The sequence below is a fragment of the Rhodoferax sp. PAMC 29310 genome, assembly GCF_017948265.1.
GTDB lineage: Bacteria > Pseudomonadota > Gammaproteobacteria > Burkholderiales > Burkholderiaceae_C > Rhodoferax.
Genome location: NZ_CP072852.1, coordinates 3,598,607 through 3,610,819, shown reverse-complemented (window position 1 = coordinate 3,610,819; position 12,213 = coordinate 3,598,607). Strand labels below are relative to the sequence as shown.

Sequence of the window (12,213 nt, the reverse complement as noted above, 5' to 3'; positions counted from 1 at the left end):
GCCATTCATACCCTCACCCCATGCCCTTGCTTGATCTTTTTGGCTATTTCGCCGCGGTCTTGACCACCGTCAGCTTCATCCCGCAGGTCTGGCACACCTTCCGCACCCGGGATGTACGGGGTATTTCACTGAGCATGTACAGCGTGTTCACATTGGGGGTTGCCTGCTGGCTGGGGTATGGGCTGATGCTGCGCGCCTGGCCCATCGTCGTCGCCAACGTGATCACCCTGATCTTGGCCAGTACGATTTTGGGGATGAAGCTGCGCTACCGCTGAACACCGAGGTGGGTCGGTGCGCTACTCAGAGCAAGATCAGTCCAATTCAAAGGGATCATTCGCCCACATCGTCGTCATGATCGCCCGAGCGCTGACCTCCAATCAGTAAGCTCCCGGAGAACTGGCCATCACTCGCCAGCGATACGTAGATTAGTGCCTAGACTCGGAAGCTAGCGCCAAAGCCAAATCGATGTACTGCGCGACAGGCACTTCCTCAGCGCGACGTTTCACATCAAATTCGCCCGAAAAAGCCTTCTCCTCTAACCATCTCCCCAGGGTGTGGCGCATGAGTTTACGTCGCTGGCTGAAGGCAACTTGCACCAACTCGCTAAGTAGAGCCACGTCCACCGCTGCGGGCGTGGCATGCGGCACCATGCGCACCACGGCGCTGTCCACACGTGGCGGCGGATTGAAACTTTTCGGTGGCACAAACAGCACGTTTTCCATTGCATAGCGCCATTGCAGCATCACACTCAGGCGGCTGTAGTCGGAGGTGCAGGGACGCGCCACCATGCGGTCGATCACTTCCTTTTGCAGCATGAAATGCTGGTCTTCGATCACGTCGACACATCCCAACAAGTGAAACAGAATCGGCGTAGAAATGTTGTAGGGCAGATTGCCAACCACTCTCAGCTTGGGCGTTTCCAAAGATTGCGCCAGCTCAGCAAAGTCAACTTTGAGCACATCGGACTCAATGACCTTGAGCTGGGGATGAGCGCGCAGGCGCACCGCCAGATCGCGGTCCAATTCGATCACGGTGAGTTGCCCCAGTCGCTCCACCAAGGGCTGGGTCAGGGCCGCCAAGCCAGGGCCAATCTCCACCATGAACTGACCGGGTTGGGGGGCGATGGCATCCACAATGCCTTCAATGATGGCGCCATCGGCCAGGAAGTGCTGCCCAAATCGCTTGCGAGGAATGTGTTTCATGGTGCGGTTCAGCGATTGCTTGGCGGCTCTCGCAACTCAACGTAGGCCCGGGCACGCAACCCCTCTGCCCAAGAAGTGAACGCCGGTTCCATTTTTTTGTCACTCAACATGGCGCGTACCGTATCGCGTTGTTCGCGGGGGCTCAGGGCAGCCTTGCGCCGCTCCATCAGCTGAATCAAATGAACACCAAAACGCGACACCAGCGGGTCGCTGACTTGGCCGGGTTCCAGGCGGTTCATGACCTCCTCAAATTCCGGCACAAACATACCGGGGCTGGCCCAACCCAATTCACCGCCCTGCGCGGCGCTGCCGTCTTGGGAGTGTTCCCGGGCCAACGCCGCGAAATCTGCCTTCCCGGCGACCACCGCTCGCTTGAACTCGCTCAATTGTTCGCGCGCCTGCGACTCCGTCAGTTGGGGGTTCAAACGCAGCAAAATGTGGCGTGCCCGGCTCTGGGTCACGGCCATGGTCGGCATGCTGGGGCTGATTTTTTCAACCACTTTAAGGATATGAAAACCCGCCCCGGAGCGAATCAGCGCAGAGACGTCGCCCACCGCCAGGTTGTTGGTGGCTTCCAGGAACAGTTGGGGGTAGCGAATGGCTGTCCGCAAGCCCATTTGGCCGCCTTGACCACTGTCGCTGGCATCAGAAAATTCTTTGACCAAAGCCACGAAGTCTTCCCCCCCACGAGCGCGTGATAGCGCTCGTTGCCCTTTCGCTTGCAAGGCCGCAATCTGCACTGGCGTCGCGTTTTCCGGAACCGCGATCAGGATTTGGGCCAGATTGATTTGCAAGGTTTCGGGATCGAGATTGACGGGTTGCTCTTGCAAGTAGGCCTCAACCTCCAGATCAGACACTTGCACCCGCGATTCCACGTCACGCTGGCGAAGTCGGGACAACATGAGCTGATCTTTCAGCATTCCGCGCATTTGACTTACCGTCACACCATCCGCTGCCAGGCGCTTGTGTAACTCATTGACGTCAACCTTATTTTGAATGGCCACATTCATCTCAGCAAGATCAATGGCAGCCTCATCCACACGAATACCGGTATCGCGAGCTTGTTGAAGCTGCACCCGCTGGTTGATCAGGTTCTCCAGAACCTGGCTGGCCAAGGCTTGGCTGGCTGCCTGGGGTCGCCCCTGCTGACTGGCAAATTGAATCGCTCGTTGCAACTCCCGGCGAACCTCGTTATTTGTAATCGGCTCTGAGTTCACCACAGCCACAATGAAATCAGCCGATTGCTGAACCACGGGCGTTGTCGACTGCAAGGGCTTGGTGGCAGGCTTTAATCCCTGGCCCTGCGCATGCATGGAAACCAAGAGGGCCAAACTGGCAACAGAGAAAGTGACGCGGTGGAGGGTCATGGTGAATTAATCGTAATTGCTGAAGCGACTGGGAGAACTGGATTGTTGCCGCAGTAGCTGGTAATTGGGAATGTGACCTTTCAGGGCACTCAATGGGCTGACACCCAAACGGGTAAAGCCGACAAACTCCAGTTGAAACATGAGTCGCTGTGTGGCAGATGTCGTGCTGGTTTGCAGTCGCTCCAACACCACGCGGCTCAACCAGCAGCCTGCATCGTACTCAAAGCCAATCACGGTATCGACCAGCTTGCGCTCATTGACGCTGTAGTTGAGACGACCCACACTGTACCAACGACCCTCCCCTAGTCCACTACCTCCCGCGCCCTTGGATGGCCCGGCGTCACCCCACGGAGCGCTCAGCGGCCACTGCCAGCCCACGTCTAGTTGTTCACTCACGTTACGCTGATAACGGTAAGCGGCCGTGACGGTGCGGTACGCACCAGGGTTGTATCGCACACCAATGGTCGAACGCTGTGACTCACCTGTCTCCGGACTGACCTGTACGGTCGCGTCGGTTGACCATTTGGGATCCCAGGTGACAGATGCGCCCAGCAGCAGGTCGCTGAATCGACTCGTGACGGCTGTCCCACTTGGCAAGGTCACATTCTGGTCCTGAAAACGCAAGCGTTGCGCAATGCCAAATCGGGCCGCCTCAGCTCCGGTTGCAGGGTCCAGCAAGCGGGTACTGACGCCCAGCGTCAGCAAGTCGCTGTCGGAGATGCGATCGTTGCCCGCAAACGCGTTTTCTGTATAGATAGTTGCAAAATTGAAGTCATTTGCACCGGAGTCGTAGTTGGGCAAGCGGCTTTGATCACGAAAAGGCGTTTTGACATAAAACGCGCGGGGCTCCAGGGTTTGGGTGAACCGGTTGCCGAAGTAACTCGTGTCGCGCTCAAAGACCAACCCGCTATCCAGACTGAAGGCAGGTACCACACGACTGGCTGAATCGGCGCTGTAGTAAGTCGAATCAAACTGGTAACTGGTGGCGTGCAACTGAAGCTTGGGCTTGATGAACCCAGCCGGAAAGAGCCAAGGTCGACTCACCTCCATCAACGAAAAAGCACGTTGACCATTCGGCTGTCCGGTCAAGCTTTGATCGGCCTGAAAACGAGTGAAGTCAGCCGTCACCGAATAGTCAAAACCACTCACATCGTTGCGCGTGTAGCGAGTGGTCAACTGTGGCAGTCGGTCATAAGGCGGGATGATGGTCGTCGCGCCGGTCTGCAGCGTTTGCCATTTCAAGGTACGCACACTGCTGGCGAAATTCCCATTGGTCCAAGAGACGCTGGCGTCATTGATCAGCAGACGTTGGGTCAATGAGTTGCCACTGCGAGTGAAATCGCTCCAATAGTTGTCGTCACTGACCCGATTCAAGTTGACATTCAGCGCCAGCCCTGCATCCGTCAATCGTTCGGTCAGTCCGTTATTGACAGCGCCTTGATGTTGGTAGGACAAGCCCCAGCGGTTGCTGTCACGGAGCAGGTCCGACGGCATAAAGTCATAGCGCACTTGGCCGGCGTAGCTGGGTTCCAGATAACGAAACTCGGTGCCGATGTTGACGCCCCGCTTGCTCATGACCGTGGGCGTGATTGTGGCGTCCCGATTCGGCGCAATGTTCCAGTAGTAGGGCTGCGAGACCTCCAGGCCATTTACGTTGTCGACCCCAATCGATGGCGGAAGCAACCCGGACTTTCGCTTGTCGCTCAAAGGGAAACTGATATAGGGAACCGGCAGTATGGGCACCCCTTTGAAGCTCAGAACCGCACCGGTCGCCGTGCCAACATCTTCCTCGTTGTCGGTGGTGATTGTCGTCGCCCGCAATATCCAGTCGGGCATCCAACTGGGGCCGGATTGACGCCGGCAGGTCGAGTAGCTTGCGTTGTGAATCACCGCACGCTGGTCGTCCACGAAATCAATGCGATCTGCCGCACCGTTGGCGTTGTTCTTCAGCAACTGATACCGCGGTTGGGTAAAGAAGCCTTCATAGGTGTCCAGATTCAGCTCAAGCTCAGGGCCTTCATACACGTTCCCTGCGCGATTGATTCGCACATTGCCGTTGGCTTTGGCTTGGTTGGTGGCCTGATCGTATTCCAGGCGGTCTGCCTGGATGACCATATCACCCCGCCGCACCATCGCGTCTCCCTCTAGTGCCACCTCTTTCTCTGTGGTGCCCTGCAGCCGGTCGGCGGACAAAAATGTCGGCAACGAACCGCGGGACTCCGGCGAGATTTTTTCCTGCAACAGGGGGCTGGTTTTTAGGCTGGTGGGCGGCAACTCCTGCGCTTGGGCCGACGCCCCAACCGCCAATGCGGACGCCATCACCACTGCCGCAGGGCGCAGGGGGCGGGGCAACGGAAGTATTCCTGGCAAAGAGCGTGGCATCAATAAGCGCATCAGCGGGAGAGTAGGGGGCGAAAGGGGTTGAAGGGGTTGAAGGGGCGACAAGACCATCATGGCCAGCTTTGTAGAATGGATTATCCATGAGCCACGCACTTACCCCCGAATCCCCCCAGAACTCAGCGCCCGTCTGGTCAGACGCTCGCCGCGAACTTGATTTCAACCACTGGCTAGCTGCAGTAGCCCCACAACACCTGTTGCGACCAGAAACTGTTCGCCTGGCGTCGGCCGACGCCAGCTTTCGCCGCTATTTCAGGGTCGATACCGCGCAGGACAGTTGCATCATCATGGACGCACCACCATACAAAGAAGACAGCCGCGCCTTTGTCAAAGTCGCGCAATTGATGCAACAAGCGCACATTCGGGCCGCCGAGGTGCTGGCTTGGGACGAAGCCAAGGGTTTCATGCTGCTGACTGACCTCGGAGCCAAGACCATGATGCAAATCATCAACCCGGCCCAACCCGAGGCCAACCAAGCCCTCTATCTGCAGGCGGTGGATACCTTGGTCGAATGGCAACTGGCATCGAAGCCCGATGTATTGCCCCCTTACGACGAAGCTTTGCTGCGCCGCGAGTTGGGCTTGTTTCCGGAGTGGTACATCACCCGGCACCGTGGCATCGATATCGATGCGGCCATGCAATTCACGCTGGACAATACGTTCAAACAAATCATTGCGGCCAACCTGGCTTGGCCCAGCGTCTACGTGCACCGGGACTTCATGCCCCGCAACCTGATGGTCGCTGACGACGGCATCACCACCCGCTTGGGCGTGTTGGACTTTCAGGACGCGGTGTACGGGCCCATCACCTACGACATTGCCAGCCTGATGCGGGACGCCTTTTTGACCTGGGAAGAAGAGTTCTGCCTTGACATCACCATTCGCTATTGGGAAAAAGCCCGCAAAGCCGGCCTGCCGGTGGGGAACGACTTTGGCGAGTTTTACCGCGGCGTGGAGTGGATGGGCTTGCAGCGTCACCTCAAGGTGGCCGGCATTTTTGCCCGCCTCACCTTGCGCGATGGCAAACCACAGTACCTAGCGGACACCCCCCGCTTTATTAACTACCTGCTGTCCACCTGCGCCCGCTACATTGAACTCAAGCCCTTGCTTCGCCTGATTCAGAAGGTGGAAGGCATTGTTGAGCCGAATGTTTTCGGATTTGGCGCGTCAGCAAGATAAAACCGCCTCTAGCGCTCTAGCAGCTTGCACCAGCAGCTATATATTCAATAGCATTAATTTTTTCATCGCCACCGCCCATGCCCCGCTTCTACTGCCCTACCCCGCTGACCTCCGGTGAAACACTGGACTTGCCTGCGGGCGCGGCGCGTCATGTTCAGGTGTTGCGCCTGCAACCCGGCGATGCCATCACGCTGTTCAACGGCGGGCCAGGCATCGCGGGCAATGGCGAGTTTGATGCCACGGTGACCCGAATGGGCCGCAGTGACGTGCAAGTCCAGGTCGGTGCTCACCACCAAGTTGAACGCGAGGCACTGCGGGCCGTTCATCTGGTGGTCGGCATGCCAGCCAACGACCGCATGGACTGGCTGGTGGAGAAAGCCACCGAACTGGGGGTCGCCAGCATCCAGCCCCTAATGACCGAGCGCAGTGTGTTGCGCTTGAGCGGAGAGCGAGCTGACAAAAAGGTGGGCCACTGGCAAAGTGTGGCGGTGGCCGCCTGTGAGCAATGCGGCGGCAACCGGGTGCCCGCTATTTACCCCGTCATGAGTTTGACGGCCTGGCTCAAAGTGCGCGCAGCTTCGCCTCAAGGCCCATCGCTGCTTCTGTCTTTGCGGTCTGGCACACGCGCGTTGCGCAGCATCGAGTTCAGCGATGCGGCAGCGGGTGTGACCTTCCTGTCAGGACCCGAAGGTGGTTTGAGTGCGTCCGAAGAAGAGGCGGCTCTGGCCTGCGGCTTCTCACCCGTCACCTTGGGCCCCCGCGTACTACGCTCTGAAACAGCGGCACTGAGCGCGCTCGCCGCGCTGCTGATCTAGTCTGGTCGCTCAACCTCAACCGGTGGCTTCCGACGCAATGACTCGCGCCACCGGCAACACAATGCGAAACGTTGTCCCACGCCCCGGCGTGCTGTCCAGGGTGACGGTGCCTTGGTGCTTTTTAATGATGCCGTAGGCCAGTGACAGACCCAGTCCGGTTCCCTTGCCCATTGGTTTGGTGGTGAAGAACGGGTCAAATACCCGCGCCTGCACCTCTGGTGGGGTTCCACTTCCGTTGTCGGAAAGCTCCAGCCAAACAGACGCCGCTTCAGTTCCGGTGCGAATCGTGATGGTGCCACGCTCTTCCCCCATGGCGTGCGCCGCATTGACCAGCAGGTTCATGAAGACCTGATTGAGCTGAGTGGGCAAGCACTCGATGTCTGGCAATTGGCCAAACTCACGAACCACATCCGCCTTGTACTTCACCTCACTGGTCACGATGTTGATCGTTGACTCAATCCCCTTGTGCAAATCGGCCCACTGCCATTCCTGGTGGGTGTCGGCGTGCGAGAAATCCTTGAGGTCCTGGACGATTTTCTTCACTCGGGTGATGCCCTCCAGCGATTCGCGCATCAGGTTCGGAATGTCTTCCTTGAGAAAATCAAGATCAATTTCAGCCCGGATACGCCAGGCACTGGCCCTCTGGTCCGGCGTGGCATCTGGGGCGCAAGCCGCCTCACACTCATCCAGCAATCTGAAAATATCTTCCAGATACGACGCCATCGAGCTGATATTGGACGACACATAGCCAATCGGATTGTTGATTTCATGCGCTACCCCGGCCGCAAGCTGGCCAATCGACGCCAGTTTTTCCGACTGAACCAACTGTTGCTGCGCTAGCTGAAGGTCCGCATTCAGCTGCTCCAACGTGGTGTTACGGGCGATGACCGCCTCTTCGGCTTGGGCACGCGCGGTCATATCCGTCCAGATTGTGACAAATCCACCGTCGGGCAAGGGCTCGCCGCGAATATCCAGTACCTGCCCGTTGGGGCGCTTGCGTTCGAAATGGTGCGGCTCCATGCGCTGGGCCAAGGCCAGAATGCGGGCGACGTGCTCTGCTGAATCTCCCGGACCGTAATCGCCGCGCTCTGCATTGAAGGCAATCACCGCACTAAAGTGGGGCAACTTGGGTTCGAACAAATGATCAGGCAAATCCAGCAGCTGCTTGGCTCTTCGATTGACCAACTGAATCTGCAAGTCCTTGTCAACAATACAGATGCCTACCGGAACTTCGTTCATCACCCCCAAAATCGTCTGAAGCACGAACTCAGGCGCGGTCACTTTCAGCGACGAATCAGGAGGAGTGGTTGACATCAAGGATCTTTCTGCGACTGGACTGGACCGTGGCTATTGAACCGCATTTTTTGCGGAATACAAAGCAGGCGGTGCTAGCGGCGCAATAAACCAAACGCCTCAAACTCCCAGCTTCGCATGCCCAACACCAAGGTGTAACCCTCGCGGTCCTCCACTGCCAGCTTCTGGTCGGTCTGGTGTTGTTGCGCAAAGTCCTGCGCCACACGTTGCAAGCGCTCCATGAACATCGGCGCCAGCGTGCGACTCACAGAGCCATGCACCAAGAGCAGGCCCTCGCCCGTGCCATCAAACCCGCCGCCAAAGTAATCCAGCAGTGCATGCTCGCGAAAGTAGTTCATCACCGGGCCATGGGGTCGCCAGCGAAATGTCTTGGACAGCTTCAGGCGGTAGCGGTTCAAGGGGCGCAATTCGATGATGCCAATGCGGTCCAACTGCGCCAGGTACTTCACACACTCGGCCTCCGTCAGCCGGTAGGCGGTGGTGATTTGCTCGGGCGTCCATTGGCTGAGCACGCAAATGGCCACCAATAGCAACTTTTTGTCCGCCACCACCGCACTTTCCTGTGCCTGGGTCATCTCCCTCAACAGCGGCTGCGCGTCGGCCACACGCCGGGCCAACTCGGCAAAGTCCAGCTTCAGCGCCTGGCAAATGGCGTCAATGCGGGACAGCGACATATCACCCTTGGCCAGCATGCGTTTGACGCTCGACTCTGCCATGCCCATGGCTCGCGCCAGATCGGCGTAGGTCATGTGGGCGGCTTTCAACTCCTGCTTCAGCGCGGTGACCAGATCGTGGGTTGTGCTCATGTGGAAGTCTTTCAAAGAATCAAAAAACGATACTTATCTCTTCAATTTTCTCCACTGTATCGAATTTCGACAAAGATCCAGCGACAACCTGCCGACACTGGCTGCCTGTCTGACATTCAATACCCAGGAGCCCACCATGCAACACCTTGCAGATCATCCCGCCCACGCCAGCGTGTCGCCACCCACTCCTCGCAAGGCGTGGGTGGCGATTTGGATCACTTTGCTGTTGTTATGGGTCTTGGCCTTGCTTTGGGGGCCTGATTTGATACAACGCATGGGCATAGACCTCAACGCACATGGCCATGTGAGCCTGTATGAACATGACCATCCGTTCGTCGATGCCCGAACTCTGTGGGGCATGCCCAATGGCATGGACGTGCTCAGCAACACCCCACTGGGGCTGGCAGGTCTCATCGGCCTGCTCACGCTTCGGGGCAAGCCAGTGTCTCGTGCCACGCGAAATGCCATGGCCGTGTTTTTTGCCGGCCTGCTTCTGGCGGGCATGGGCTCCGCGTGGTACCACTGGTTACCCGATGCCAGTGGTCTCGTCGTCGACCGGTTGGGCATGGCCGTGACCTTTGCCGGTGCCATTGCTGTGGCGCTGGCCGAACGCATCGATCAACGCGCCGCTCAGACCTCGCTGGTTGCTATTCTGGCGACCGCTATCGTGTCTGCGGCGCTACCCTTCACCCACGGCAATGTCTTGACCTGGGTCGTGGTGCAGTTTGGAGGCATGGCGCTCATTCTCTGGGCTGCCATGCAAACCCGCCTGGCCGATGCTGTGGGCGTCAACCTTGGGGCATTGATTGCAATTTACGTCCTGGCCAAGCTGTGCGAACTCAACGATGCAACGCTTTTTCACCTCAGTGGCGAATGGATTTCGGGCCACAGTCTGAAGCATGGCGTCGCAGCGTTGGCCGTCTTGCCCGTGATCGTCGCACTGTTGCGGCAGAATGCGCAGGCGCCGCGCCCGCACACTTTCAGTCCCAATGCCCTTTAAACCAACGCCTTAGAGACCTCCTCATGACCCAGCCTGCAGTCGCCGACGATGTGAGCGCTATGCGCAGCCCCCAATCTAGCCCCGCAGCCCACGAGGGCGGGCAATTTGCTCTCTTGCGCCAACGGCGGTTTGCACCGTTCTTCTGGACCCAGTTCATGGGGGCGGCCAACGACAATTTGTTCAAGTTCGCGTTCACCGTGCTGGTCACTTACCAGCTGCAAGTCGCGTGGTTGCCCGCCAGCCTGGCCGGGCTGGTGATTGGCGCCTTGTTCATCTTGCCTTTTTTGCTGTTTTCAGCCACCAGCGGCCAACTGGCCGACAAACTGGACCACCGCAGCATGATGATCTGGCTCAAGTGGGCGGAGTTGGGCGTCATGGCGCTGGCTGCCTGGGGCTTTTTTACACAAAACATCCCTTTGCTACTCGTTTGCATCTTCCTGATGGGCTTGCAATCCACCGTGTTTGGCCCCGTCAAGTTTGCTTACTTGCCGCAGCATCTGGCCGAGCGTGAGTTGACGGGCGGCAATGGCATGGTGGAGATGGGCACCTTTGTCGCCATTCTGATGGGTAATGTGGCCGGCGGCTTGATCATCGCAACCCCTGAGATTGGTGCCGTGCATGTGGGCATTAGTTGCATTGGCCTGGCGCTGATCGGGCGGCTTGCGTCGCACTACATCCCGTCCTCCCCAGCGCAAGACCCCAGCTTGGTCATCAACTGGAATCCCTTTACCGAGACTTGGCGCAATCTGCAACTGGCGCGCCAGACGCCGGTGGTATTTCGCTCGGTGCTGGGCATTAGCTGGATGTGGTTTTTTGGCGCCGTGTTTTTAAGCCTGTTTCCAGCGCTGGCCAAAGACGTGTTGCACGGTGATGAGCAAGTCGCCTCCTTGCTGCTGGTGGTGTTTTCTATCGGCATTGGCACGGGCTCACTCTTGTGCGAGGTGCTGAGCCGGCGCCATGTGGAAATTGGACTAGTGCCACTGGGCGCCATCGGCATGACGGTTTTCTCGGTGGACCTCTACTTTGCCAGTCGTGGCCTGCCCGACGCCAGCGCACTGAGTTTGCAAGCCTTTTTGGCGCAAGCCGCGCACTACCGCGTGTTGGCCGACCTGGCCCTTCTCAGCCTGTTTGCCGGTCTGTACAGCGTGCCCATGTACGCGCTCATCCAAATGCGCAGCCTGCCCACCCACCGGGCACGAATCATCGCGGCCAACAACATTTTGAACGCGCTGTTCATGATCGCCAGCGCCTTGCTGGCGGGAGGCCTGTTGCAGGCGGGCTTCACCATTCCCCAAATCTTCTTGTTCGTCGGTCTGGCCAATGCGGTGGTCGCGTTCTACATCTTCTTGGTGGTGCCAGAGTACCTGTTGCGCTTTGTGGCCTGGATGCTGTCGCGCTGTGTTTACCGCTACAAGGTGCAAGGTGATGAGCACATTCTCACCCAAGGCGCCGCCGTGCTGGTCTGCAACCATGTGAGCTTTGTCGACGCGGTATTGCTCATGGCCGCCAGCCCCCGCCCGATTCGCTTCCTGATGGACCACCGCATCTTCAAAGTACCGGTGTTGGGCTGGTTGTTCAAACTGGCCAAAGCGATTCCCATCGCGCCGCAAAAGGACGACCCTGCGGCTTACGAGGCCGCCTTTGATGCGGCGGCGGCCGTGCTGCGAGATGGAGAGTTGCTCGCCATCTTCCCCGAAGGCGGCATCACCCGCGATGGCACGGTGCAGCCCTTCAAGGGCGGCATCATGAAAGTGCTGGAGCGCGCCACCCAAGATGGCTTGGCTGTGCCCGTGATTCCGATGGCGCTAACGAATTTGTGGGGCTCTTTCTTCAGCCGCGTGGAGGTGGTGGAAGGTGAACCCACGGCCATGAACCACCCGTTCCGGCGGGGGCTGTTCAACCGCGTCGGCCTGAATGTGGGTAGCCCCTTGGCCGCGCCAAGCGTCACGCCCAACAGCTTACGCCAACAGGTCAGCACCTTGCTGGGCGCCTCCCCCGCTTGATGCGCCTCTGCTTGACCGCCCGGCGCAGGGCGGTCAAGACAAGCCATAAAGAATCAAAAATAGATACTTTTATTAGCAAAATCGTGCACCAGATCAATTTTTAGACATCAAACCGGGCCCCGTGCTCCACC

Annotated in this window: 10 protein-coding genes; 5 read left to right on the top strand and 5 right to left on the bottom strand. The window is 58.4% G+C overall.

Annotated features, from left to right (window positions below):
- The first annotated feature begins 20 nt into the window (after positions 1-20).
- The gene (locus J8G15_RS16745) at positions 21-275 is read left to right on the top strand and encodes a SemiSWEET transporter (RefSeq protein WP_210543549.1); all 255 of its coding nucleotides are present in this window, start codon (positions 21-23) and stop codon (positions 273-275) included.
- A gap of 150 nt (positions 276-425) precedes the next feature.
- On the opposite strand, the gene rsmA is transcribed toward J8G15_RS16745, so the two are convergent.
- The 3 genes from rsmA to J8G15_RS16730 are packed head-to-tail and all read right to left on the bottom strand — an operon-like array spanning position 426 to position 4,951.
- Positions 426-1,202, bottom strand: a complete 777-nt coding sequence (gene rsmA, locus J8G15_RS16740) for a 16S rRNA (adenine(1518)-N(6)/adenine(1519)-N(6))-dimethyltransferase RsmA (RefSeq protein WP_210543547.1) — start codon at positions 1,200-1,202, stop codon at positions 426-428.
- Positions 1,203-1,210: 8 nt separating this feature from the next.
- Entirely contained in the window at positions 1,211-2,569 is a 1,359-nt protein-coding gene (locus J8G15_RS16735) for a peptidylprolyl isomerase (protein ID WP_210543545.1), read from the bottom strand.
- 6 nt (positions 2,570-2,575) lie between these two features.
- A complete protein-coding gene (locus tag J8G15_RS16730; protein WP_370627553.1) occupies positions 2,576-4,951 on the bottom strand; it encodes an LPS-assembly protein LptD in 2,376 nt (791 codons plus the stop codon).
- 98 nt (positions 4,952-5,049) lie between these two features.
- On the opposite strand from J8G15_RS16730, the gene J8G15_RS16725 reads away from it, so the two are divergent.
- Positions 5,050-6,144 carry an aminoglycoside phosphotransferase family protein gene (locus tag J8G15_RS16725; RefSeq protein WP_210543543.1) on the top strand — a complete coding sequence of 365 codons (1,095 nt, stop codon included), beginning with the start codon at positions 5,050-5,052 and terminating at the stop codon, positions 6,142-6,144.
- A 77-nt stretch (positions 6,145-6,221) separates the two neighbouring features.
- A complete protein-coding gene (locus J8G15_RS16720; protein WP_210543541.1) occupies positions 6,222-6,959 on the top strand; it encodes a 16S rRNA (uracil(1498)-N(3))-methyltransferase in 738 nt (245 codons plus the stop codon).
- A 15-nt stretch (positions 6,960-6,974) separates the two neighbouring features.
- Here the strand turns inward: J8G15_RS16720 and J8G15_RS16715 are convergent, their stop codons facing one another.
- Positions 6,975-8,273 carry a PAS-domain containing protein gene (locus J8G15_RS16715; RefSeq protein ID WP_210543539.1) on the bottom strand — a complete coding sequence of 433 codons (1,299 nt, stop codon included), beginning with the start codon at positions 8,271-8,273 and terminating at the stop codon, positions 6,975-6,977.
- 74 nt (positions 8,274-8,347) lie between these two features.
- Positions 8,348-9,079: a helix-turn-helix transcriptional regulator gene (locus tag J8G15_RS16710; RefSeq protein WP_210543537.1), complete on the bottom strand. Its 732-nt coding sequence runs from the start codon at positions 9,077-9,079 to the stop codon at positions 8,348-8,350.
- Positions 9,080-9,215: 136 nt separating this feature from the next.
- On the opposite strand from J8G15_RS16710, the gene J8G15_RS16705 reads away from it, so the two are divergent.
- Together J8G15_RS16705 and J8G15_RS16700 are read left to right on the top strand one after the other, a co-directional pair.
- Entirely contained in the window at positions 9,216-10,079 is an 864-nt protein-coding gene (locus J8G15_RS16705) for a hypothetical protein (RefSeq protein WP_210543536.1), read from the top strand.
- Positions 10,080-10,102: 23 nt separating this feature from the next.
- Positions 10,103-12,082, top strand: coding sequence for an MFS transporter (locus J8G15_RS16700; RefSeq protein ID WP_370627433.1), 1,980 nt, complete (start codon positions 10,103-10,105; stop codon positions 12,080-12,082).
- Positions 12,083-12,213 lie beyond the last annotated feature (131 nt).